This window comes from Enterobacter sp. SCRI0065, assembly GCF_059766475.1.
The window spans coordinates 145089-170198 of the sequence record NZ_JCBAJB010000006.1 but is presented as its reverse complement, the minus strand read 5'-3'; the positions used below and the strand labels follow the sequence as shown (position 1 = coordinate 170198).

Sequence of the window (25110 nt, the reverse complement as noted above, 5' to 3'; positions counted from 1 at the left end):
TCGTTTAATGAGAGAAAATCATGGCCCAACACGACCAATTACACCGCTATCTGTTTGAGCAATTTGCCGTTCGCGGTGAGCTGGTAACGGTATCCGAAACCTGGAAACAGATTCTGGAAAACCACACTTATCCGCAGCCGGTTAAAAACGTGCTGGGTGAACTGCTGGTTGCCACCAGTCTTCTGACCGCGACGCTGAAGTTCGCTGGCGACATCACCGTGCAATTGCAGGGTGATGGCCCGATGAATCTGGCGGTTATCAATGGTAACCATCAGCAGCAAATGCGCGGCGTGGCGCGCGTACAGGGCGATATCCCAGAGGGTGCAGACCTGAAAACGCTGGTCGGTAACGGTTTCCTGGTTATCACCATTACCCCAGAAGAAGGCGAGCGCTATCAGGGCGTGGTGGGTCTTGAAGGCGATACGCTGGCGGCTTGCCTGGAAGATTACTTCCTGCGTTCTGAACAGCTGCCAACGCGCCTGTTTATCCGTACCGGCGAAGTCGATGGCCAACTGGCCGCTGGCGGCATGCTGTTGCAGGTCCTTCCGGCGCAAAATGCCCAGGGCGATGATTTTGAGCATCTGGCCACGCTGACTGAAACCATCAAAGCAGAGGAGCTTTTCACTCTGCCCGCGAACGAAGTGTTGTGGCGTCTGTATCACGAAGAAGAGGTCACGCTTTTCGATCCGCAGGACGTTGAGTTCAAATGCACCTGTTCTCGTGAGCGTTGTGCGGGAGCACTGAGAACGCTGCCGGACGAAGAGATCGACAGCATCATGGCCGAAGAGGGCGAAATCGATATGAACTGCGATTACTGCGCTTCTCACTACGTATTCAATTCAATGGACATCGCGGAGATCCGTAACAACGCCTCTCCGGCAGATCCTCAGGTTCATTAACCTGTCTTTTAGCGGCTCCCTCGGGAGCCGCTTGCGCACTATCGCCAGCTATCAGCCGAAGCCTCGTAATGCATTTCTATTCTTTGACCGAATACTGAAATATCTGCCCAGGGCTTAACAACCGCCTTCACCTTTCCTTGCGCAAGCGCTCGGTCAAACTCTACTCTGTTCAACCCTGCGGGCATGTCCCTGGCTTCCCCCGCCAGACTCCAGTCAGTATGGTTTTGCATGAAAACCAGAATGGTGCGATCGCTAAAATCATAAAGCACCGCTTCTGCTTGACCATCGCCATTGAGGTCCTGCATGACTAAAAGGCACGCTCCCTTTTCCGTTTTGCAGGTTTCCAGTCGATATCGATACTTCAACATTCCCTGCCACAAACGGTTGTCGGGTCTCGTCATTCCTGGAGCAAGCTGTACAGACTTCTCAAGAATGTCTGCTGTGAACCATTCCGCTTGATTCCGGGTTCCGTTAACCAGCATGTCAATATCACGCTTACGCTTCGCGTCGGCAATGAATGGTGGATCGTTTTGCAGCATCACCAGCGCTTCCTGGCCTTTACGCCCGGCATGGCTCAGCATATAAAGGCTCACCTGATCCGCTGTTATCTTCCCCTCCTGATAACGCCCCATATGGCTGGTAACGCTTATTCGCCACGGATCGAGAACCGGTGTATTTATCAGGATAAGAAGCGCCAGCGAAAGCAAACCTACGGCGGGAGTCACGTATCGCTGCACCGTTAACGGATCGCGCCGAGGATTTATCACGCTGGCGCAAAAACCAACTGCCCAAACCAGCGCTACAAGAGCAATCAATACACCGTATAAACGCTCGGGCGTCCAGCCGTACTGCCCAATGCGCACTGCCAGCGCCCAGAGCGCCAGCAAGGGATAAACCGGGGCAATAAGCAAGGCCATCCGAATCATCCAGCGCAGAGGCGAGTAGTAAGGCAGGCAGGGGCGCTGTGGATGCCAGACGACCGTCGTCAGCAATAGCAACACCATGCTCAGGCTCACTAGCAGTCCGGCCGCCGAGGTACGCGCAGAAATAGCGGCAAAGCCCACAAACGGCAACACGATAATAAACAGCAGCGATAACAGCGCCACTATCGGCAGCAGCCCCGTCGCAATCAGCGTTAACAGATTTTGCAGTGCCTGAATGAGCCGCGCCTGCGTCCGGGCGAGAACAGCGGTCGCGGCCGACACTACGCCAATCGCAATCGCCATAAACCAGTCGGTGTCAAAAAAGAGCGTTTTAAATAATTCGATACCGACGAGCTTGAACAGCTCAGCCCACAGAAACAGCACCAGCCAGAACAGACCGTTGGAGAGAAAGATAAGGGCTAACGTTAAGGCGTTGTGCCAGTTTCGGTTGTAGAAGTCGATGTAGAATTCACTTTGCGAACCCGGTTCAAGACGCCGTTGTAGCCATGGCAACATGAACATACTCATGAACATAAGGTGGAAGCCAAAGATCAACAGTGCGTCCCGAATACCCCATTTCTCAAGGCCATGCAGATTCCACTTCAACCAGAGGCTCATCCCTGCGACAACCGCGACGATCGCCAGCAACGACAGCCATAAAAAACGTTGTCTGAAAGAGGTAACGGACAGGACAATTGTCGTCGATACCATGATGGTTACGGGGGTCACAGACACTAGCCACAGGCTATCGGCGGATAAACTGGCATACCCGATATACCAGGTTATCAAATAGCAGATAAAGCCCTGTATCGCCCCGACCAACACAATGCCAACACGCGTGGCAGGAGATAATCCTTCAACGTTTTCCATCTCTCAGTCCTTAATTGTTTGAGCACGCAATCCTCACATCATAGTGGCGAACGTCCTCTTCAACACACTCCGAATCCGGTAGCTTGCCAGAGAAGTGAATCGATTTTCAGAATGTAAGAGTTACGTAATTTACTTACATGTATGCGATTACATTCACATTCCTCTGGTTAAATACTCCAGGATTTAACCTTTTAGGAACATTTTCCCCAACCAAAATGAGAATCCTGCGATAATCCGCCCTGCTTCGTGACAGGAGTCACAGCGTTTGCCGTCAGTAAGGGTTTTGTCCAAATACGTAAATCTATGAGCCCCGTCGCGGTCAACAACCACAGAAAAACCCTACAATTTTAGGCAGTACAAATTGGCTAAGGAGCAGTGACATGCGTGTTAAAGGTTTAACCCCGCAAGATCTCAAGGCTTATGGTATTAACGACGTCCAGGAAATCGTCTACAACCCCGATTACGATACGCTGTATCAGGAAGAGCTCAATCCAGCCCTGGAAGGATACGAGCGAGGTGTGTTGACGAATACTGGTGCTATCGCCGTGGACACCGGAATATTTACCGGCCGTTCGCCGAAAGATAAGTATATCGTCCGTGACGATACCACCCGCGATACGCTGTGGTGGGCAGATAAAGGTAAAGGGAAGAACGACAACAAGCCGCTCTCTCAGGATACCTGGCAGCATCTAAAAGGACTCGTCACTCATCAACTGTCTGGCAAGCGTCTGTTCATTATCGACGCCTTCTGTGGCGCTAACGCCGACACCCGTCTCTCCGTTCGTTTTGTCACCGAAGTCGCCTGGCAGGCGCATTTCGTGAAGAACATGTTTATCCGCCCAACCGATGAAGAATTACAGGATTTCGAACCTGATTTTATCGTGATGAACGGCGCGAAATGCACTAACCCGCAGTGGAAAGAACAGGGCCTGAACTCCGAAAACTTCATCGCGTTTAACCTGACCGAGCGCATCCAGCTGATTGGCGGCACCTGGTACGGTGGCGAAATGAAGAAAGGGATGTTCTCCGTCATGAACTATCTGTTGCCGCTTCAGGGGATTGCCTCCATGCACTGCTCGGCGAACGTAGGCGAAGCGGGTGATGTGGCGGTATTCTTTGGTCTGTCCGGCACGGGCAAAACCACGCTATCCACCGATCCAAAACGCCGCCTGATTGGTGATGACGAGCATGGTTGGGACGATGACGGCGTGTTTAACTTCGAAGGCGGTTGCTACGCCAAAACCATTCGACTGTCAGCCGAAGCTGAGCCGGACATTTTCCACGCCATCCGCCGCGATGCGCTGCTGGAAAACGTCACTGTTCGCGCCGACGGCACGGTCGATTTTGACGACGCCTCGAAAACCGAAAACACCCGCGTGTCGTATCCTATCTATCACATCGAAAACATCGTGAAGCCGGTATCGAAGGCTGGGCACGCCACGAAAGTGATCTTCCTGACGGCTGACGCATTTGGCGTATTACCGCCGGTATCACGCCTGACGGCTAACCAGACGCAGTATCACTTCTTATCAGGTTTCACCGCAAAACTGGCGGGCACCGAGCGTGGCGTCACCGAGCCAACGCCAACCTTCTCCGCCTGCTTTGGCGCGGCATTCCTGTCGCTGCATCCAACGCAGTACGCAGAGGTGTTGGTCAAACGTATGCAGGCTTCAGGCGCGCAGGCGTACCTGGTGAACACGGGCTGGAACGGTACGGGTAAACGTATTTCGATTAAAGATACGCGCGCCATTATCGACGCCATTCTGAACGGTTCACTCGACAATGCTGAAACCTTCACCCTGCCGATGTTCGATCTGGCGATTCCAGTCGCGTTACCGGGTGTGGATACGCATATCCTCGATCCGCGGAACACGTATGGTTCACCGGAACAATGGCAAGAGAAGGCAGAAACGCTGGCGAAGCTGTTTGTTGAGAACTTTGAGAAGTACACCGATACTCCAGCAGGCGCGGCGTTGGTGAGTGCGGGACCAAGGTAAACGCAAAAAGGCAACACAAGTTGCCTTTTTTAGTGTTTTCGCCCTCTCCCTGTGGGAGAGAGTCGGGGTGAGGGCATCAGGCCACACCCCATTTTTAACCCTCTTTCACCTGCCCCCGCGTGACCGGGACCGGTAACCAGGCGCGAATACTTAAACCGCCCCGTTCGCTGGTTCCAATTTCCAGCAATCCGTTATGGTTATCAATAATACGCTGTACGATCGCCAGACCAAGTCCGGTACCGCTGGTGCTACGCGCGCTATCGCCACGAACAAAAGGCTGGAACAAATGCTTACGCTGCTCGGGTTTAATACCAGGGCCGTCATCGTCAACCTGGAACCAGGCGCGGTTAAGCTCCGATCCGCTGCTGACTTTAATCCAACCATTACCGTAACGCGCCGCGTTCACCACCATATTCGCCACTGCACGTTTGATAGAGAGCGGATGCATGCGAACCTCAATCTCACCCGCCTGCAAATCGGTATCAATCTCACGCTCGTAACCGCTTTCCGCCGCGACCACCTCACCCAGCACACCGTTGAGATCCGCCATTTCCATCGGCATCTCTTGCCCGGTACGCAGGTAATCGATGAATTGTTCGATGATGGCATTGCACTCTTCGATGTCCTTGTTAATGGACTCCGCAAGATAGCCATCTTCTTCGCCCATCATCTCGGTCGCCAGACGGATACGCGTCAACGGCGTACGCAGATCGTGGCTCACACCCGCCATTAACAACGTGCGATCGTCAGCGAGCTGCTTAACGCCCGCCGCCATATGGTTAAAGGCACGCGTCACCGACCGCACTTCCGAAGCACCATACTCGCGCAGCGGTGGTGGAATAATACCTTTCCCCACCTGCAGGGCAGCATGCTCAAGATCGACCAAGGGTCGGTTTTGTATTCGGATGAACAGCCACGCGCCGCCTATCGCCATCAGCATAATCGCCAGCGTGTAACGGAATAGCGGCGAGAAATCGCCCTGATGAATTTCAGTCAGCGGGACACGTACCCAGATATTGGGTGATAGCCAGGTTTTCAGCCAGACAACGGGCGAGCTTTTGTTGACCTCAACGCGAACTTCCGTCGGGCCACCCAGCTGCTGCGCCATTTGATGACTTAAGAATTCGTAATGCTGCGCCCACCGCAGTCCCGCGTCTTCCGCCGCTTCGTTCGAATAGAGTGATATCCCTAACTCACGATAAATTTCTCGGCGAAACGCAGGGGGAACGACCAACTGCGTGCCGTCCTCCAGCTGTAGTTTATCGGTCATCAGCATACGGACTTCGTATGCCAGGACCTTATTAAACTGCTGGAGGCTCGGCAGAATCGCAAAGTTCAGCACCACCAGGTAGGTTGTCACCAGGCTGACGAACAGCAGGGTGACAATCAATAACAGCGTGCGGGCAAACGAGCTTCGCGGTGAGAAGCGCATTCGCCTCATGCTTTAGAACCGTCCGGCACAAAGACGTAGCCCAGACCCCAAACGGTCTGAATATAACGAGGATGCGCTGGATCTTCTTCCACCATGCGGCGCAGACGGGAAATCTGTACGTCGATAGAACGTTCCATAGCTGAGTATTCACGACCACGCGCCAGGTTCATTAGCTTATCGCGAGATAACGGTTCACGCGGATGGCTAACCAGCGCTTTCAGCACGGCAAATTCGCCACTGGTAAGCGGCATAGGCTCGTCTTCGCGGAACATTTCGCGAGTCCCGAGATTCAGCTTGAACTTGCCGAAAGCGATAACCGCTTCTTCCTGAGACGGTGCGCCCGGCAGTTCGTTCGCCTGACGACGCAGCACGGCACGGATACGCGCCAGCAGTTCACGCGGGTTAAAGGGTTTAGGAATGTAGTCGTCGGCACCGATTTCGAGGCCCACGATACGGTCAACTTCTTCCCCTTTCGCCGTCACCATAATGATCGGCATCGGGTTACTTTGGCTGCGCAGACGGCGGCAGATAGAGAGACCATCTTCGCCTGGCAGCATGAGGTCGAGCACCATCAGGTGGAACGACTCACGGGTGAGTAAGCGATCCATCTGTTCGGCGTTAGCGACGCTACGAACCTGGAAGCCCTGCTCGGTGAGATAACGCTCTAGCAGCGCACGAAGGCGCATGTCGTCATCCACGACCAGAATCTTATAATTCTCTTGCATATGTGTACTCCCAAAGGTCCGGATAGTGTATCAGTACGTATTCTAAAAAAGTGCACGTATTCGACCAGCTAAATCTGGTATAAATTCTAGTCGAAATTGTTACAAAGCATATTTAACAGCAGCTTATCTGCACATTTCATCACATAAATCATTATTAATCCTGTCTGGTAATATATGTGGTACGTATTGTGCGCAAGATATGTCATTGAACCAGGTCTTAAGGTCATACCATGAAAACGCCGCTGATCACCCGTGAAGGGTACGAAAAACTCAAAAAAGAGAAAGATTACCTGTGGCGAGAAGAGCGCCCAGAGGTCACCAAAAAAGTCACCTGGGCAGCCAGTCTCGGCGATCGCAGCGAGAACGCTGACTATCAGTATAATAAAAAACGCCTGCGTGAAATCGATCGCCGGGTACGTTATCTGACTAAATGTCTCGAATATCTGAAAATAGTCGATTACTCCCCACAGCAGGAAGGCAAAGTCTTCTTCGGCGCGTGGGTAGAAATCGAGAACGACAACGGCGATACCAAGCGGTTTCGCATCGTCGGCTATGATGAAATTTTTGGTCGTAATGATTACATCTCTATCGATTCACCGATGGCTCGCGGGCTGCTGAAAAAGGAAGTAGGTGATTTAGCTATCGTGCAAACACCGGGCGGCGAGGCAAGCTGGTACGTGAACGAAATTGAGTACGTAAAATAGTCCGAGAGCGCCCTCCACGGCTGGCATTTTTGCCAGCCAGTCCGTATAACTATCCCCCTAAATTTCGATCCTAAAGATGAAATAGCCATGATGAAAGAGTCGCTCTGCCGCATTATTGCGGGTGAACTTCAGGCCAGAACCGAACAGGTAGAAGCTGCCGTTCGCCTGCTTGATGAAGGGAACACCGTGCCGTTTATCGCACGTTATCGCAAGGAAATCACCGGCGGTCTGGACGATACACAGTTGCGCAACCTGGAAACCCGACTGGGCTACCTGCGCGAACTGGAAGACCGCCGCCAGGCCATTCTTAAATCCATCGGCGAACAGGGTAAGCTTACCGATGCGCTGGCAGGTGCCATCAATGGCACGATGAGCAAAACCGAGCTCGAAGATCTTTATCTTCCGTATAAACCCAAGCGCCGCACCCGTGGCCAGATCGCCATAGAGGCGGGTCTGGAGCCATTGGCCGATCTGCTGTGGAACGAGCCGTCACACGATCCTGATACCGAAGCCGCGAAATTCATCAACGCCGACAACGGCGTGGCGGACACCAAAGCCGCCCTCGATGGCGCGCGCTATATTCTGATGGAGCGCTTTGCAGAAGATGCCGCACTGCTCTCCAAAGTGCGTGACTACCTGTGGAAGAACGCGCATCTCGTCTCTAAGGTGGTCAGCGGCAAAGAAGAGGAAGGCGCGAAATTCCGTGACTACTTCGATCATCACGAACCGATTTCAACCGCCCCGTCGCACCGCGCGCTGGCCATGTTCCGTGGCCGTAACGAAGGCGTGCTGCAACTGGCGTTGAATGCCGACCCGCAGTTCGACGAGCCGCCGAAAGAGAGCTATTGCGAGCAAATCATTACCGACCACCTTGGCCTGCGTTTGAACAACGCCCCTGCCGATAGCTGGCGCAAAGGCGTGGTGAGCTGGACATGGCGCATTAAAGTGCTGATGCACCTCGAAACTGAACTGATGGGCACCGTGCGCGAACGCGGCGAAGAAGAGGCCATCAACGTATTCGCCCGTAACCTGCACGACCTGCTGATGGCGGCCCCTGCGGGTCTGCGCGCCACCATGGGTCTGGATCCGGGTCTGCGTACCGGCGTGAAGGTGGCCGTTGTCGATGGCACCGGCAAGCTGGTCGCAACCGACACGATTTATCCGCATACCGGACAAGCGGCCAAAGCCGCCGTTGCGGTTGCCGCATTGTGCGAAAAGCACAACGTTGAACTAGTGGCGATTGGTAACGGCACGGCGTCGCGTGAAACCGAGCGTTTCTTCCTCGACGTGCAGCAGCAGTTCCCGAAAGTCACCGCGCAAAAGGTTATCGTCAGCGAAGCAGGCGCATCGGTCTATTCCGCCTCTGAACTGGCTGCACTCGAGTTCCCCGATCTGGACGTGTCCATTCGCGGAGCGGTATCCATCGCCCGTCGTTTACAGGATCCGCTGGCAGAGCTGGTGAAAATCGATCCTAAGTCCATCGGTGTCGGCCAGTACCAACACGACGTGAGCCAAACACAGCTGGCCCGCAAGCTGGATGCGGTAGTCGAAGACTGCGTAAACGCCGTTGGCGTGGACTTAAATACCGCTTCCGTCGCCCTGCTCACCCGCGTGGCAGGCTTAACCCGCATGATGGCGCAGAACATCGTGACCTGGCGTGATGAAAACGGGCAATTCCAGAACCGTCAGCAGTTGCTGAAGGTCAGCCGTCTGGGGCCAAAAGCCTTCGAACAGTGCGCGGGATTCCTGCGTATCAACCACGGCGATAACCCGCTGGATGCCTCTACCGTTCACCCGGAAACCTATCCTGTAGTCGAGCGTATACTCGCCGTCACCCAGCAGGCGCTAAAAGACCTGATGGGGAACAGCGCCGAGCTGCGTAACCTGAAGGCCGTCGATTTTACCGACGAGCAGTTCGGCATCCCGACCGTCTCCGACATCATCAAAGAGCTGGAAAAACCGGGCCGCGATCCACGTCCTGAGTTTAAAACGGCGAAGTTTGCCGAAGGCGTAGAAACCATGAAAGATCTGCTGCCGGGCATGGTGCTGGAAGGTGCGGTGACCAACGTGACCAACTTTGGCGCATTCGTTGATATTGGCGTTCATCAGGATGGTCTGGTCCATATCTCGTCGCTGGCCGATAAGTTCGTGCAAGATCCCCACACCGTGGTGAAAGCGGGCGATATCGTGAAGGTGAAAGTGATGGAAGTGGATATGCAGCGTAAGCGTATCGCCCTGACCATGCGTCTTGATGAGCAGCCAGGCGAAACCAACGCCCGTCGCGGAAGCGGCGGTGGCGGACGCGAGCAAGTGCGTCCCGCGGCAAAACCGGCCCAGCCTCGCGGACGTGAATCGCAAACGTCTGGCAACAGCGCCATGATGGATGCGCTGGCAGCCGCCATGGGTAAAAAGCGTTAAGACTCAGCCTAACCCTCTCCCCAAAGGGGAGAGGGAACTGCCCGGTGCGGTTTTACTCCCTCGCCCCTTTGGGGTGTACGGTCCGGGGTGAGGGGAGCAGAATTATATTGTAATATGTGGAACCGATTGCATATCCATATTTATACCGATAATTATCACTTCGTTAACAAATATGTCTTTTCTCTCTTACCGGTAAAATCAGTAAATATTGAGCAAGGTCAAACAGTGCTTTAATTAATAGCCAACTGAACATTCCGTCACATTTTATATATTGCTGATAAAAACCATTCTCATTATCATTGCATCTGTCGATTATTTAACCTTCGGTGAAAGTGGTCTCTATGCAATTCACGCCAGACAGTGCCTGGAAAATTACCGGGTTTACTCATGAAATCAGCCCTGCATATCGTCAGAAACTACTGTCGTTAGGCATGTTGCCTGGTTCTTCTTTCCAGGTGGTACGCATCGCGCCACTCGGCGACCCGATTCATATCGAAACCCGTCGCGTCAATCTGGTATTGCGTAAAAAAGATCTCGCCTTAATAGAAGTCGAAGCTTTACCCCGTTAAATCGCCAGCAGTTATACCGAGTCTACAACAATGAAAAAATTAACCATTGGCTTAATTGGTAATCCTAATTCCGGCAAGACCACGTTATTTAATCAGTTAACCGGCGCACGTCAGCGCGTGGGAAACTGGGCAGGCGTCACGGTTGAACGTAAAGAGGGCCAGTTTTCGACGACGGACCATCACGTCACTCTCGTTGATCTGCCGGGCACCTATTCGCTCACCACGATTTCCTCTCAAACATCGCTCGACGAGCAAATCGCCTGTCACTACATTCTGAGCGGCGACGCGGATTTGCTGATCAACGTTGTCGATGCCTCAAACCTTGAGCGTAACCTCTACCTGACGCTGCAATTACTGGAGTTGGGCATCCCGTGCATCGTCGCGTTAAACATGCTCGATATCGCTGAAAAACAAAAAATTCGTATTGATATCGATGCGCTCTCCGCACGCCTTGGCTGCCCGGTCGTGCCGCTGGTGTCGACGCGCGCACGCGGCATTGATGCATTGAAGTTAGCCGTCGATCGCCACACGCAGAATACCTGCCTTGAGCTGGTTCATTACGCCAAACCTCTGCTTCGTGAAGCTGGCCATCTCGCGCAAGAGATGGCTCAGACGATGCCGCAAAAGCAGCGGCTCTGGCTGGGTTTGCAAATGCTCGAAGGCGATATCTACAGCCGAGCTTATGCCGGTGACGCCGCCCAAAAACTGGATATCTCGCTTGCGCGACTCAGTGAAGAACTCGACGATCCCGCACTGCATATTGCCGACGCCCGTTATCAAAGCATCGCAGCCATCTGCGAGGTCGTCAGTAACACCCTGACCGCCGAGCCAAGTCGTTTCACCGCTGCGGTCGATCGCGTGATCCTGAACCGTTTTCTCGGTTTGCCAATTTTCCTGCTGGTGATGTACCTGATGTTCCTGCTCGCCATCAACATTGGCGGTGCGTTGCAGCCTCTTTTCGATGTCGGTTCAGTCGCTATCTTTATTCACGGCTTGCAATGGCTCGGCTACACCCTGCACTTCCCTGAATGGCTGACCATTTTCCTGGCACAAGGGGTTGGCGGCGGCATTAACACCGTCCTGCCGCTGGTTCCACAAATCGGCATGATGTACCTGTTCCTCTCCTTCCTTGAGGACTCCGGTTATATGGCCCGCGCCGCGTTTGTCATGGACCGCCTGATGCAGGCGCTCGGTTTACCGGGTAAATCCTTCGTGCCGCTGATTGTCGGTTTTGGCTGCAACGTGCCGTCGGTCATGGGCGCTCGCACGCTGGATGCTCCGCGTGAACGCCTGATGACCATCATGATGGCACCGTTTATGTCCTGCGGCGCACGACTGGCCATCTTCGCCGTATTTGCTGCCGCCTTCTTCGGTCAGCAGGGTGCGCTGGCGGTATTCTCGCTTTACATACTGGGTATCGTGATGGCAATCCTCACCGGTCTGATGCTCAAACACACCATTATGCGCGGCGAAGCCTCACCGTTTGTGATGGAACTGCCGGTGTATCACGTTCCACACGTCAAAAGCCTGCTCATCCAAACCTGGCAGCGCCTGAAAGGCTTTGTCCTGCGCGCGGGTAAAGTGATTGTCATCGTGAGTATTTTCCTCAGTGCGCTGAACAGCTTTACCTTGAGCGGCGAAGCGGCAGATAACATTAATGACTCGGCGCTGGCTTCCGTCAGCCGCGTGATTACTCCGCTGTTTAAACCGATCGGCGTACATGAAGATAACTGGCAGGCTACCGTTGGCCTGTTTACCGGCGCGATGGCAAAAGAAGTTGTCGTCGGTACGCTGAACACGCTCTACACGGCGGAAAATATTCAGGAACAGGAATTTAATCCGGCAGAGTTCCATCTCGGCGATGAGCTGGTCGGTGCCGTAGATGAAACCTGGCAGAGCCTGAAAGACACATTTAGCCTGAGCGTGCTGGCAAACCCTATCGAAGCCAGCAAAGGCGACGGTGAAATGGCAACCGGTGCGATGGGCGTGATGAGCGAGAAGTTTGGCAGCGCATCGGCAGCCTACAGCTACCTCATCTTCGTGCTGCTCTACATTCCGTGCATTTCAGTCATGGGGGCGATTGCCCGCGAGTCCAGCCGAGGCTGGATGGGCTTCTCGGTCCTGTGGGGGCTAAACATTGCCTATTCGCTGTCCACCGTGTTCTATCAGGCGGTCAATTACAGTCAGCATCCTCGCTACAGTCTGGTCTGTATTCTGGCCGTCGTGCTGTTCAACGTGGTGCTAATTGGGCTGCTTCGTCGGGCGCGTAGCCGCGTGGATGTCAATTTACTGGCAACCCGCAAAACGGCCGCAACGTGCTGTAATAGCCCGGCTGGCGATTGCCACTAAGAGGTGAAATCATGGCATCAATAATTCAGGTTCGCGATTTACTGGCGCTACAGGGCCGTATGGAGGCCAGGCAATTGAGCCTCACCCTGCATACGCCGCAGCCGATGATCGATGCCATGCTCGAACGACTTGAAGCCATGGGAAAAGCCATGCGGTTTAAGGAAGACGCGGATGGATGTCTTTCGGGGAGTTGTAAAAGTTGCCCGGAAGGCAAGGCCTGTCTCAGAGAATGGTGGGCACTGCGTTAACGCCGGGCAGGGAAACCCGCCCGGCATGTTCATGTATTACTTGTAAACGTCCGCCGTTGCATGAACGTTTTTCTCATTTTTGCTGCCGCTGGTGATCACATAGTAAGTCCCACCCAGTTCGTCAGCTTTTTTCGACAGCTCTTTTCTCGCATCCATAGGAGCGGTGGTGTCAGAGGTGGTGATCTCGCCAACCTTAGTCAGATTCATTTCACCAACTTTGTCTTTCTCCAGCTCTTTCGCTGCAAAAACACCGAATGACAATGACCCAATAACCAAAGAGGCAACAATACCTGTAGCAAGCTTCATAGCTATCACTCCCATAAATTGTAGTTTTGATTATCGTCGACGGAATCACCGCGACGACCTTTGAAGTATTGTTGCGCCGCGTGACTTTTTCCAGGTTGAATAGAAAATAATCAGTCGAAACGTTGACTTAACGCAACCAGCGCCGCGCAAAACTCGCCAGGATACGAGATAAACGGCGCATGTGCTGCCTTCGCTATCACCCTGGATTCGCTTTGCGGCCATAGCGCATCCAGCAGTGGGACGACTTTGCGCGGCACCAGTCCATCCAGATAGCCATAGATACGCAGATGCGGAACCGAAAGCGTTGCCAGCGGTTGGCGAAGATCGACGGTTTTAAGGATCTCCAACCCGCCATTCAGCACCTCTACGTTCGGCATCGGCAGCGATAGCACAATGTTTTTGAGCGTGCGAGCATCCTGACGCGCGGTGTCGGTCCCCATCGTTTGTAGCGCCAGAAAACGTTCCACCGTGCGTTTAAAATCGTCGCTGAGCTGCTGCTGAAAACCGGTTAACACCTCGGGCTTAATACCCGGCCAGTCTTCGCGAGCGCTGAAGCACGGAGACGACGCGACGGTTACGAGCGCCTGAACACGTTCCGGGTGCGTCAGGGCAATCTGACTTGCCACCAGCCCGCCGAGACTCCAGCCGAGCCAAATAGCGTTTTGCGGCGCGCGCTCCAGAACCTGCTGCGCCATCTCCTCAAGCGCCATGGCACCAAAACCGTGGCTGCGACCAAAGCCCGGGAGATCGACAAGATGTAGCGTAAATTGCGAAGCCAGTTCCTCTTGCACGCAATGCCACACCTCGGCGTTCAGTCCCCATCCGTGCAGCAGCACAAGATGACAATTTCCCGTTCCAACGGTCTGCCACCAAAGATTATTCATCGGTTATTGTTCTCTTTTTTAACAAGGAGGTTATCTATGCTAACAGTGCCCGGCTTATGCTGGCTATGTCGAATGCCGCTCCGGCTAAGCCGCTGGGGGATTTGTTCCGTCTGTACGCGCTCGCTAAAAAACCGCATGACCTGCTGCCCGCAGTGCGGTCTACCGGCGTTCAGTTTCACGCTCCCCTGCGGGCGATGCCTGCAAAAGCCGCCGCCATGGTGCGACCTGGTTGCCGTTGAGGATTATGTACAGCCATTGAGTGGCTTAATCCATAAGCTGAAGTTTTCGCACCAAAGCCAGCTGGCTCAACCGCTTTCCCGTCTGATATTGCTGGCGGTTCTGCGGGCCAAACGCACGCGGGCGTTGCCAAAAGTAGACTTGATTATCAATGTGCCGCTGCACTCCCGCCGCCACTGGCGACGCGGCTACAATCAAAGCGATTTACTGTGTCGTCCTCTCGCCCGCTGGCTGCGCTGCGCCTATTATCCGCATGCGCTTAAGCGGGTTCATGCCACGGCCATACAGCATCAACTCAGCGCGCGCTTGCGCAAAAGGAACCTTAAAAATGCCTTTCACCTTGAATTGCCGGTCAAGGGACGCCATATCGCGATTGTGGATGATGTCGTCACAACGGGCAGCACCGTTGCAGAGCTTTCCCGACTGCTTTTGCGAAGCGGTGCCGCGTCCGTTCAGGTATGGTGTTTGTGTCGTACCTTGTAGCCCTTTTCCGATGGGCGTATAATTATAACCAGGTATTTTAGTCAACTATTAGGCCAAAGCTATGATCCGTATTTCCGATTCTGCACAAGCGCACTTTGCCAAACTGCTGGCAAATCAGGAAGAAGGGACGCAGATCCGCGTGTTTGTGATCAATCCAGGCACTCCGAATGCAGAATGCGGTGTTTCTTATTGTCCTCCGGACGCTGTGGAAGCATCTGACACTGCCCTTAAATTTGAGCTGCTCACCGCCTATGTCGATGAGCTGAGCGCACCGTATCTTGACGATGCGGAAATCGATTTTGTCACCGACCAGCTGGGTTCTCAGCTGACGCTGAAAGCACCGAACGCCAAAATGCGTAAAGTGTCCGATGATGCTCCGCTGATGGAGCGCGTGGAATATCTGCTGCAATCACAGATTAACCCGCAGCTGGCAGGCCATGGTGGCCGCGTTACGCTGATGGAAATCACCGACGACGGCTTAGCCATTCTGCAGTTTGGTGGCGGCTGTAACGGCTGTTCCATGGTCGACGTAACCCTGAAAGAAGGGATCGAGAAGCAAATGCTGAACGAATTCCCGGAACTGAAAGGCGTACGCGATCTGACCGAACACCAGCGCGGCGAACACTCCTACTACTAAGCTCTCCTGGCCCGGTACGCATCGTTTACCGGGCCTGCATTCCCTCTCTGCCATAACATGACCTGCGTCTCATAATTCAAATTTTGCCCCCCAGGGTGATTCTCAATCGCTATATGTTACCCGTATCATTCTCGTGGGCACTAAGCACCCTCATAACAGCCGTCTAAACTTAATGGTTTCGCAGGCAATCAGCGTTAGTGCCGTTATCGTTCTGTTCCCAGTTGGGACAATCGGAAGTGTCGTTGAAAAAATGACGTTACCCATAACAATTCATAGGCCAGGTCAATCATGCCATTAGTCATCGTAGCTATCGGTGTTGTCTTATTACTGCTCTTGATGATCCGTTTCAAGTTGAACGGCTTCATCGCTCTGGTTCTGGTGGCGCTCGCAGTCGGTCTGATGCAAGGCATGCCGCTGGTAAAAGTCATTAGCTCAATCAAAGCAGGTGTGGGCGGAACGCTCGGCAGCCTGGCGCTGATCATGGGCTTCGGTGCCATGCTCGGTAAAATGCTGGCAGACTGCGGTGGTGCACAGCGCATCGCGACAACCCTGATTGCCAAATTTGGTAAGCAGCACATCCAGTGGGCGGTGGTATTAACCGGCTTTACCGTTGGTTTTGCACTGTTCTATGAAGTGGGCTTCGTGCTGATGTTGCCACTGGTATTCACCATCGCGGCGTCGGCCAATATCCCACTGCTGTACGTCGGTGTGCCGATGGCGGCAGCGCTGTCGGTGACTCACGGCTTCCTGCCACCGCACCCGGGTCCAACCGCTATCGCGACCATTTTCCACGCTGATATGGGTAAAACCCTGCTGTTCGGTACGATTCTGGCCATCCCGACCGTTATCCTGGCCGGTCCGGTATTTGCTCGCTGCCTGAAAGGTATCGACAAACCAATCCCGGAAGGTCTGTACAGCGCGAAAACCTTTACTGAAGCAGAGATGCCGAGCTTTGGCGTCAGCGTCTGGACCTCTCTGGTGCCGGTTGTGCTGATGGCGATGCGCGCCGTAGCGGAAATGGTTCTGCCAAAAGGCCACGCCTTCCTGTCCGTTGCCGAATTCCTGGGCGACCCGGTTATGGCCACCTTGATTGCGGTGCTGATTGCGCTCTTTACCTTTGGTTTGAACCGCGGGCGCAACATGGATCAGATTAACGAAACGCTGACCTCTTCCATCAAAATTATTGCCATGATGCTGTTGATCATCGGCGGTGGCGGCGCGTTCAAGCAGGTGCTGGTAGACAGCGGCGTGGACAAATACATCGCTGCCATGATGAATGACACGAATATTTCTCCGCTGGTATTGGCATGGTCTATTGCTGCGGTTCTGCGTATCGCGTTGGGTTCAGCGACGGTCGCAGCAATTACTGCGGGCGGTATCGCCGCGCCGCTGATTGCGACAACGGGTGTGAGCCCAGAACTGATGGTTATCGCGGTCGGTTCCGGTAGCGTGATTTTCTCCCACGTGAACGATCCGGGCTTCTGGCTGTTCAAAGAGTACTTCAACCTGACGATTGGTGAGACCATCAAGTCCTGGTCAGTGCTCGAAACCATTATCTCGGTGTGCGGCCTGGTTGGGGTACTGCTGCTGAATATGGTGATTTAAGAGCAAAAAAGAACCCGCCGGTTGGCGGGTTCTTTGTTTTATCACTTCTTCGCTTTTCTGCGCTTGTCCAAATCCTTAATCAGCTTGTTCACCCCATCGTCGGCAAACATCTTCTCAAGCGTAGTAGACAACTTACGTCGCCAGTTTTTGTACTGGTAACTGGTGCCCGGAATGTTCACCGGCTCCGCCATGCCGAGCCAGTCTTCCGGCTGAAGGCCCAGCAGCGCGCTGTTGCTGTCTGCAATGTAGCGTTGCATTCCACGATTTAGCGTGGCGGTCATCGCCATCAAGGAGGCTTTGTGCCCGGTGCGTTTTGGCAGACAGCCATGCTTATGCAGTGCATCCAGAAGGCCTTGCTTTGCCAGTTCGCGATCCTGATACAGCCCGCGCAGGACGATTTCGTCAGGATACAGCCCTAACGTTTTGCCAAGCGTGAGATCGCCGCTTTCCCAATAGCCTCGCAGCGTAGGAAGATCATGCGTTGTCGCGACAGCCATTGATTGTTCAGGGTACGCTTTCGGCGAACGGAACGTCTTCTCATGATCACTCTCGAAATAAAGGACTTTGTAGGAATAAACGCCACTGTCGCGTAATTTACTGACGATTTCAACCGGCACAGTACCGAGGTCTTCGCCAATCACCATGCAGTTGTGGCGCTTACTTTCGAGCGCGAGGATAGAGAGCAGGTCATCCACCGGATAATGAACATAGGCACCGTGGTCTGCCGTTTCGCCATACGGGATCCACCACAAACGCAGCACTGACATGACGTGGTCGATGCGCAACGCACCGCAGTTTTGCATGTTGGCGCGCAGCAGATCGATAAACGGCTCGTAGCCACGCGCGACCATCACGTGCGGGTCCATCGGCGGCAAGCCCCAGTTCTGCCCCAGCGGGCCGAGGATATCTGGCGGCGCGCCTACTGATGCTTTCAGGCAGTAAAGCTCGCGGTCACACCAGGTTTCCGCCCCGCCTTCCGCCACGCCAACCGCCAGATCGCGATACAGGCCAATCGGCATATTGTAGCCCTGGCTTTCCTGCCAGCAGGCCGCAAACTGGCTATAAGCAAGCCATTGCAACCAGAGGAAAAAGTCCACTTCATTGACGTGCTTCTTACAGAATGCTTTAACATCCGGTGAGTCGATGGACTGATACGCCTCCGGCCATACCGGCCAGCCCCAGCGCATCTCGTCCTCTTTCACCTGATACGCGTGCAGTGCGTCAAACGCCGCCTGCCAGTAAAGGCTTTCACCTTCCTGAGCGACAAACTGGCGGAACGCCGCCATCTGCTCATCTTTACGCGTCGAGAACCCTTTCCACGCCAGGCGCAGCGCCGCCATTTTTAGCGACGTCACGGTCGAGTAATCGACCCAATCCGCTTCTCGCGCCTGTTTTAGCATCTGCTGCGTTGTGCTGAGTGTCCACCACGCCTGAGCGTCTTTGTTATTTTTGAAATCGTCTAATGCGTTGACGTCGATGTAAATCACGTTCAACCAGCGACGCGACGACGGGCTGTAAGGGCTGGCGCTTTCCGGATTGGCCGGATAGAGCGCATGAATCGGGTTAAGACCGATAAACGCCCCGCCGCGCTCGCCCACGTTAGTCAGCATCTTTTTCAGATCGCCAAAATCACCGATACCCCAGTTGCTGTCCGAGCGTAGCGTATAAAGCTGGACGCACGCGCCCCACAGCTTTTTGCCCTCAAGCAACGCCTGCGGTTCGTAACAGCGTTTAGGCGCGACAATCACCCGGCAATGGGCGCGTTGGTCATTCTGAGTGAGCGTCAGGGTGTGGTAGCCCTCCGGCAGTTTTGCCGGAAGGTTAAGATGTTTACCGCCAATGGCATGGCCCTTATGCTGTTGCCCGTCTTCGGTGGTTAACAGCCAGCTAAACTCGCCTTTGCCTTCAATCATGAGCGGCATTTTTTTGCCCGAAGTGAAGACCATCACGTTAGCTATCGGGCTTACCGCCGCTTTCGCGACGGGTTTGGTTTTATGCATGGCATCCAGCAAACGTCTTTTGGTTTCAGCACCAATTGACTGCGGTTTACCGTGAGCATTGATGTAGCTGGGGCTGATCCCCGCCGCCAACGCGGCATTATCCAGACGTTTGCTGTCCATCGCGCTTCCTTAGCGTTTTGCCTGCCAGATACGGGCCTGATAATCACGAATTGAACGGTCAGAACTGAACATCCCACAGCGGGCGGTATTCAAAATACACGCCCGGGTCCAGGCTTCCTGGTCGCGATACAGCACATCGACCTGCTTCTGCGCGTCGACATAAGCCGTAAAGTCGGCCATCACCAGATACGGATCGCCACCGTGTTTGTCCATGCTGTGCAGCATCTGGTCAAACGCGTGCTTATCACCGTCGCTGTATTTACCGCTTTCCAGCTCTTTCAATACGGCATCCAGCACTTTATCTTTTTTACGCCATTTCAGCGGATCGTAGCCTTTAGCCTTCAGGGCTTTTACCTGCTCCACGGTATGACCGAAGATAAAGATATTCTCCTCGCCCACCTGCTCGGCGATTTCAACGTTCGCACCGTCCAGCGTACCCACGGTCAATGCGCCGTTCAGCGCCAGCTTCATATTACCGGTGCCAGACGCTTCTTTGCCCGCCGTCGAGATTTGCTCAGAGACATCCGCAGCAGGAATTAACAGCTCAGCGGCGGAGACGCAGTAATCAGGCAGGAAGACCACTTTCAGCTTATCGCCGACCGCCGGATCGTTGTTAATCGCCTCAGCCACTTTGTTGATGGCGAGGATAATGTTTTTTGCCAGGTAGTAACCTGGTGCGGCTTTTGCCCCAAACAGGAACACGCGCGGCACGCGGTCTGACTGTGGGTTCTCGCGGATCTCTTTATACAGCGCCAGAATGTGCAGCAGGTTCAGGTGCTGACGCTTGTATTCATGCAGACGCTTAATCTGGATATCGAAAATCGCGTTCGGGTTGATTTCAACACCCGTGCGGACTTTGACAAACTCCGCCAGACGCACTTTGTTATCCAGCTTGATGGCGCGATATTTGGCGCGGAACTTCGCATCATCAGCCTGTTTTTCGAGGTTGATCAGCTGATCGAGATCGTTAGCCCACTCTTTTTTAAGCGTTTTATCCAGCAGTGCGGCAAGGGCCGGATTGCATTGTTTGATCCAGCGGCGCGGCGTGATGCCGTTCGTCACGTTATGGAATTTGTTCGGCCACAGCTGGTGATATTCCGGGAACAGATCTTTCACCACCAGGTCGGAGTGCAGCGCCGCAACGCCATTCACCGCAAATCCGCTCACCACGCACATGTTCGCCATGCGCACCTGTTTGTCATGTACCACCGCAAGCTTCGCCCAGACCGCCTTGTCGCCCGGCCAGGTTTTCTCTACCAGCACGTGGAATCGGTCGTTGATCTGGTTGATTATCTGCATGTGACGCGGCAGCAGCGCTTTCACCAGTTTCTCATCCCAGCACTCCAGCGCTTCAGGCATCAGGGTGTGGTTGGTGTACGCGAAGGTGCGGCTGGTAATGGCCCAGGCATCATCCCAGCTCATCTGATGCTCGTCGATCAGTACGCGCAGCAGCTCAGGAATGGCGATGGTCGGGTGGGTATCATTCAGTTGAATAACTTCGTAATCCGGCAGTTCCGCCAGCTTGCGACCGGCCAGATGATGGCGTCGCAAAATATCAGCGATAGAGCAGGCGCACTGGAAATACTGCTGCATCAGACGCAGCTTTTTGCCCGCCAGATGATTGTCGTTCGGGTACAGCACTTTGGTCAGCTTTTCGGCGTCAATTCCCTGCTGCTCGGCACGCAGGAAATCGCCGTCGTTAAATTTGGTGAGGTTAAACGGATGGGCATGCGTCGCCTGCCACAGGCGCAGCGGCTGCGCGACCCCGTTACGGTAGCCCAACACGGGCAGATCCCAGGCTTGCCCGGTAATCACAAAACCCGGTTCCCAGTGACCCTGCTTTGTGACTTTCCCGCCAATACCGACGTTCACATCAAGCTGTGCATTGTGGCGGAACCACGGATAGCTGCCGCGATGCCAGTCGTCTGGTGCTTCAATCTGATGCCCTTCGGCAAAAGACTGGCGGAACAGACCGTACTGATAGTTCAGACCATAGCCCGTCGCAGATTGCCCGACCGTCGCCATTGAATCGAGGAAACACGCCGCCAGACGCCCCAGGCCACCGTTGCCCAGGCCCGGATCGGTTTCTTCCTCCAGCAGATCGGTCAGATGGATATTGTGCTCGTTGAGCACCTCGCTCACATCCTGATACCAGCCGAGATTCAGCAGGTTATTGCCGGTCAGGCGGCCAATCAGGAATTCCATCGAAATGTAGTTAACATGGCGCTGCCCTTTGACCGGCTTTGCCGCAGGCTGAGCGCCGAGCAGTTCGGCGAGCGCGCCGCTGACGGCCTGCCACCACTGATGCGGCGTCATCTCTTCGGCAGCATGTAAACCAAATCGCTGCCACTGACGCGTCAGGGCAGCCTGAAATTGAGCTTTGTTGAAAGTAGGCTGTGACATAGGGAATCGGCATCCTGTAGAGAAAGAAAACATATTGACGCTAGTGTGCCTGGCTCATTACGCCTCTTCCTCATCCTGTCGGGGATTAGACAGGGAGGAGTAGCGGGGATGAGCGTAAAAGTGTGATCGAGGCCACTCTTGAGCATAGACTGAGTGTGCCGGGACGACGAAAAGATAACCGGGAAGAGTGTCAAAAAAATGAAATGACGTTTCGTTCAAAATTAATGTATACAGAAACGATCGCGCAACTGAAATAATATTTCTCATTATTTCGTGCCTGTCAGCAGGATATTTCGCCAGCGTAATGATAGTGAAAATTAATTAGCGTGGCCGATAATTTAGCAACTTGTGCTTTTAATGACCCACTATCGTCACTGTGACGCAAGCCAGTACCCATGCGGCTTACAAGTACTTTGCGAAAGTTCCATTCACTAGAGAAATAAATTTGTGACAGAGTGCAAATTCGAGGACACAAAAGACGGACATAACTTGCAATAGTTCTCTTTCTGGCCGACCTTATATCTATTAATTACGAAGCCCAAAAAAAATCGTTTTCCTCGTTTCCCACAGTGAAGTGAACACTTATGTTGATTCCGTCCAAATTAAGTCGCCCGGTTCGTCTTGACCATACTGTGGTCCGCGAACGCCTACTGGCGAAACTTTCCGGCGCGAACAATTTCCGACTGGCGCTGGTGACGAGCCCTGCGGGGTATGGAAAAACAACGCTCATTTCACAATGGGCAGCCGGTAAAAGCGATCTTGGCTGGTACTCTCTTGATGAGGGTGATAACCAGCAGGAGCGTTTCGCCAGCTATTTAATTGCCGCTATTCAGCAGGCGACGAACGGGCACTGCGTGACCAGCGAAGTGATGGTCCAAAAACGCCAGTACGCCAGCTTATCGTCTCTTTTCGCCCAGCTGTTTATCGAACTTGCCGAATGGCATCGTCCGCTTTTTCTGGTGATTGATGATTACCATCTGATCACCAACCCGGTTATTCACGAATCCATGCGCTTCTTCCTGCGCCATCAGCCCGAAAATTTGACGCTGGTGGTTCTGTCGCGCAATTTGCCACAGCTTGGTATTGCCAACCTGCGCGTGCGCGATCAGCTCTTAGAAGTGGGCAGCCAACAGCTGGCGTTTAACCATCAGGAAGCGAAACAGTTCTTTGACTGCCGATTGACCTCGCCGATCGAGGCCGCCGAAAGTAGCCGCCTGTGTGACGATGTTGCAGGTTGGGCGACCGCATTGCAGCTTATCGCGCTCTCAGCCCGACAAAACAACAGCCCGACGCATCAGTCGGCGCGCCGTTTATCAGGTATTAACGCCAGTCATCTGTCCGATTATCTGGTCGATGAAGTGCTCGACAGCGTCGACCCTGCGACCCGCCACTTCCTGCTGAAAAGCTCGCTGCTTCGCTCAATGAACGATGCGCTAATTGTGCGCGTCACCGGTGAAGACAACGGGCAGATGCGCCTTGAAGAAATTGAACGTCAGGGCCTGTTCCTGCAACGTATGGACGACTCAGGCGAATGGTTCTGCTTCCATCCGCTGTTTGGCAATTTCTTGCGCCAGCGCTGTCAGTGGGAGCTGGCGACCGAACTACCTGATGTCCATCGCGCCGCCGCTGAAAGCTGGATGGCGCAAGGTTCCCCGAGCGAAGCCATCCACCATGCCCTGGCCGCTGGTGATGCCAATATGCTGCGCGATATCCTGCTGAATCACGCGTGGGGTTTATTTAACCATAGTGAACTGACGCTCCTTGAAGAGTCGTTGCGCGCACTGCCGTGGGAAAGCCTTCTGGACAACCCGCGTCTGGTATTGCTCCAGGCCTGGCTGATGCAAAGCCAGCATCGTTACAGCGAGGTCAATACCCTGCTGGCCCGCGCTGAGCAAGAGATGCAAGGCGAAATGGATGCCACGCTGCACGGCGAATTTAACGCCCTGCGGGCGCAGGTCGCGATTAACGATGGTGACCCGGTGGAAGCCGAGCGTCTGGCGATGATCGCCCTCGACGAGCTACCGCTGGCAAACTATTACAGCCGTATCGTCGCCACCTCGGTTCATGGCGAAGTGCTGCACTGCAAAGGCGATCTCACCCGTTCACTGTCGCTGATGCAGCAAACCGAGCAGATGGCGCGCCGCCACGACGTCTGGCATTACGCGCTGTGGAGCATGATCCAACAAAGCGAAATTTTATTTGCCCAGGGCTTTTTGCAGGCCGCGTGGGAAACGCAGGAAAAAGCATTCCAGCTGATTCGCGATCAGCACCTGGAACAGTTGCCGATGCACGAGTTTTTGCTGCGCATTCGTGCCCAGCTGCTGTGGGCGTGGGCGCGTCTTGACGAAGCAGAAGCCACGGCCCGTCACGGCGTGAACGTGCTGTCTACCTATCAGCCCCAGCAACAGCTCCAGTGCCTGACGCTGCTGGTGCAATGCTCGCTGGCGAGAGGCGATCTGGATAACGCCCGCAATCACCTTAACCGTCTGGAAAACCTGCTCGGCAACGGTCAATATCACAGCGACTGGGTTTCTAACGCCGATAAAGTCCGGGTGATTTACTGGCAAATGATCGGCGATAAAAAGTCTGCGGCCAACTGGCTGCGTCAGACGCCGAAACCAGAATTTGCCAATAACCACTTCCTGCAAAGCCAGTGGCGCAATATCGCCCGTGTCCAGATTTTGCTGGGTGAATTTGATCCGGCGGAAATTGTGCTGGAAGAGTTGAATGAAAATGCCCGCAGCCTGCGTCTGATGAGCGATCTGAACCGCAACCTGCTGCTGCTCAATCAGCTTTACTGGCAGGCCGGACGCAAAAACGATGCCCAGCGCGTACTGCTGGAAGCATTGCAGTTAGCCAATCGCACCGGATTTATCAGCCACTTTGTCATTGAAGGCGAAGTCATGGCTCAGCAGTTGCGTCAGCTTATCCAGCTCAATACCCTGCCGGAACTGGATCAGCATCGCGCCCAGCGCATTCTGCGCGAGATCAACCAGCATCATCGCCACAAGTTTGCCCATTTCGACGAGAACTTTGTCGAACGATTGCTGAACCACCCAGAAGTGCCAGAACTGATTCGTACCAGCCCGCTCACCCAGCGTGAATGGCAGGTACTTGGGCTTATCTATTCAGGTTATAGCAATGAGCAAATTGCGGGCGAACTAGCGGTCGCGGCGACCACGATCAAAACGCACATTCGTAACTTGTATCAGAAACTGGGCGTCGCGCACCGTCAGGATGCAGTGCAACATGCGCAGCAATTGTTGAAGATGATGGGGTACGGGGTTTAATCCTCTGCGAT

The 25110-nt window shown here is 54.1% G+C and carries 18 protein-coding genes; 11 read left to right on the top strand and 7 right to left on the bottom strand.

Annotated features, from left to right (window positions below; all coding sequences use genetic code 11):
- Positions 1–20 precede the first annotated feature (20 nt).
- Complete coding sequence (gene hslO / locus AC6EMZ_RS16685; protein ID WP_498403802.1) at positions 21–899, top strand: Hsp33 family molecular chaperone HslO; 879 nt, start codon at positions 21–23, stop codon at positions 897–899.
- Between the two features lie 38 nt (positions 900–937).
- On the opposite strand, the gene AC6EMZ_RS16680 is transcribed toward hslO, so the two are convergent.
- A complete protein-coding gene (locus AC6EMZ_RS16680) occupies positions 938–2692 on the bottom strand; it encodes a DUF4153 domain-containing protein (RefSeq protein WP_498403801.1) in 1755 nt (584 codons plus the stop codon).
- A gap of 380 nt (positions 2693–3072) precedes the next feature.
- Here AC6EMZ_RS16680 and pckA point away from each other — a divergent pair, with 380 nt between their 5' ends.
- Positions 3073–4689 (top strand): phosphoenolpyruvate carboxykinase (ATP), encoded by a 1617-nt coding sequence (pckA, locus tag AC6EMZ_RS16675; RefSeq protein ID WP_498403800.1) that lies wholly within the window; start codon positions 3073–3075, stop codon positions 4687–4689.
- A 94-nt stretch (positions 4690–4783) separates the two neighbouring features.
- On the opposite strand, the gene envZ is transcribed toward pckA, so the two are convergent.
- Both envZ and ompR read right to left on the bottom strand, forming a co-directional pair.
- A complete protein-coding gene (envZ, locus tag AC6EMZ_RS16670; RefSeq protein ID WP_498403799.1) occupies positions 4784–6130 on the bottom strand; it encodes a two-component system sensor histidine kinase EnvZ in 1347 nt (448 codons plus the stop codon).
- Positions 6127–6846 carry an osmolarity response regulator transcription factor OmpR gene (ompR, locus tag AC6EMZ_RS16665; protein WP_001157751.1) on the bottom strand — a complete coding sequence of 240 codons (720 nt, stop codon included), beginning with the start codon at positions 6844–6846 and terminating at the stop codon, positions 6127–6129. Before ompR ends, envZ begins: the two co-directional genes overlap by 4 nt.
- Positions 6847–7076: 230 nt before the next feature.
- Here ompR and greB point away from each other — a divergent pair, with 230 nt between their 5' ends.
- The 5 genes from greB to feoC all read left to right on the top strand — a co-directional run bounded on the left by greB (position 7077) and on the right by feoC (position 13134).
- Positions 7077–7550, top strand: a complete 474-nt coding sequence (greB, locus tag AC6EMZ_RS16660) for a transcription elongation factor GreB (protein WP_498403797.1) — start codon at positions 7077–7079, stop codon at positions 7548–7550.
- Positions 7551–7637: 87 nt separating this feature from the next.
- Positions 7638–9968: a Tex family protein gene (locus AC6EMZ_RS16655; RefSeq protein WP_498403796.1), complete on the top strand. Its 2331-nt coding sequence runs from the start codon at positions 7638–7640 to the stop codon at positions 9966–9968.
- Positions 9969–10309: 341 nt separating this feature from the next.
- Positions 10310–10537, top strand: coding sequence for a ferrous iron transporter A (feoA, locus tag AC6EMZ_RS16650; protein ID WP_498403794.1), 228 nt, complete (start codon positions 10310–10312; stop codon positions 10535–10537).
- A 30-nt stretch (positions 10538–10567) separates the two neighbouring features.
- The gene (gene feoB / locus AC6EMZ_RS16645; protein ID WP_498403792.1) at positions 10568–12886 is read left to right on the top strand and encodes a Fe(2+) transporter permease subunit FeoB; all 2319 of its coding nucleotides are present in this window, start codon (positions 10568–10570) and stop codon (positions 12884–12886) included.
- Between the two features lie 11 nt (positions 12887–12897).
- Positions 12898–13134: a [Fe-S]-dependent transcriptional repressor FeoC gene (gene feoC / locus AC6EMZ_RS16640; protein WP_498403790.1), complete on the top strand. Its 237-nt coding sequence runs from the start codon at positions 12898–12900 to the stop codon at positions 13132–13134.
- Between the two features lie 36 nt (positions 13135–13170).
- Here feoC and AC6EMZ_RS16635 read toward each other — a convergent pair whose 3' ends face one another.
- The gene (locus AC6EMZ_RS16635; RefSeq protein ID WP_498403789.1) at positions 13171–13440 is read right to left on the bottom strand and encodes a YdgH/BhsA/McbA-like domain containing protein; all 270 of its coding nucleotides are present in this window, start codon (positions 13438–13440) and stop codon (positions 13171–13173) included.
- A gap of 110 nt (positions 13441–13550) precedes the next feature.
- On the bottom strand, positions 13551–14324 hold the full coding sequence (bioH, locus tag AC6EMZ_RS16630; protein ID WP_498403787.1) for a pimeloyl-ACP methyl ester esterase BioH: 774 nt from the start codon (positions 14322–14324) through the stop codon (positions 13551–13553).
- Between the two features lie 36 nt (positions 14325–14360).
- On the opposite strand from bioH, the gene gntX reads away from it, so the two are divergent.
- From gntX to gntT, 3 genes are all read left to right on the top strand, one after another.
- Positions 14361–15044, top strand: coding sequence for a DNA utilization protein GntX (gene gntX, locus AC6EMZ_RS16625; RefSeq protein WP_498403785.1), 684 nt, complete (start codon positions 14361–14363; stop codon positions 15042–15044).
- Between the two features lie 61 nt (positions 15045–15105).
- Positions 15106–15681 carry a Fe-S biogenesis protein NfuA gene (gene nfuA, locus AC6EMZ_RS16620; protein ID WP_133632464.1) on the top strand — a complete coding sequence of 192 codons (576 nt, stop codon included), beginning with the start codon at positions 15106–15108 and terminating at the stop codon, positions 15679–15681.
- Positions 15682–15969: 288 nt separating this feature from the next.
- Positions 15970–17286, top strand: a complete 1317-nt coding sequence (gntT, locus tag AC6EMZ_RS16615; protein ID WP_498403783.1) for a gluconate transporter — start codon at positions 15970–15972, stop codon at positions 17284–17286.
- A gap of 41 nt (positions 17287–17327) precedes the next feature.
- On the opposite strand, the gene malQ is transcribed toward gntT, so the two are convergent.
- Both malQ and malP read right to left on the bottom strand, forming a co-directional pair.
- A complete protein-coding gene (gene malQ, locus AC6EMZ_RS16610) occupies positions 17328–19406 on the bottom strand; it encodes a 4-alpha-glucanotransferase (protein ID WP_498403781.1) in 2079 nt (692 codons plus the stop codon).
- Positions 19407–19415: 9 nt separating this feature from the next.
- Complete coding sequence (gene malP / locus AC6EMZ_RS16605) at positions 19416–21809, bottom strand: maltodextrin phosphorylase (RefSeq protein ID WP_498403780.1); 2394 nt, start codon at positions 21807–21809, stop codon at positions 19416–19418.
- 584 nt (positions 21810–22393) lie between these two features.
- Between malP and malT the strand changes: the two genes are divergently transcribed.
- Entirely contained in the window at positions 22394–25099 is a 2706-nt protein-coding gene (gene malT / locus AC6EMZ_RS16600) for an HTH-type transcriptional regulator MalT (protein ID WP_498403778.1), read from the top strand.
- Positions 25100–25110: the final 11 nt, after the last annotated feature.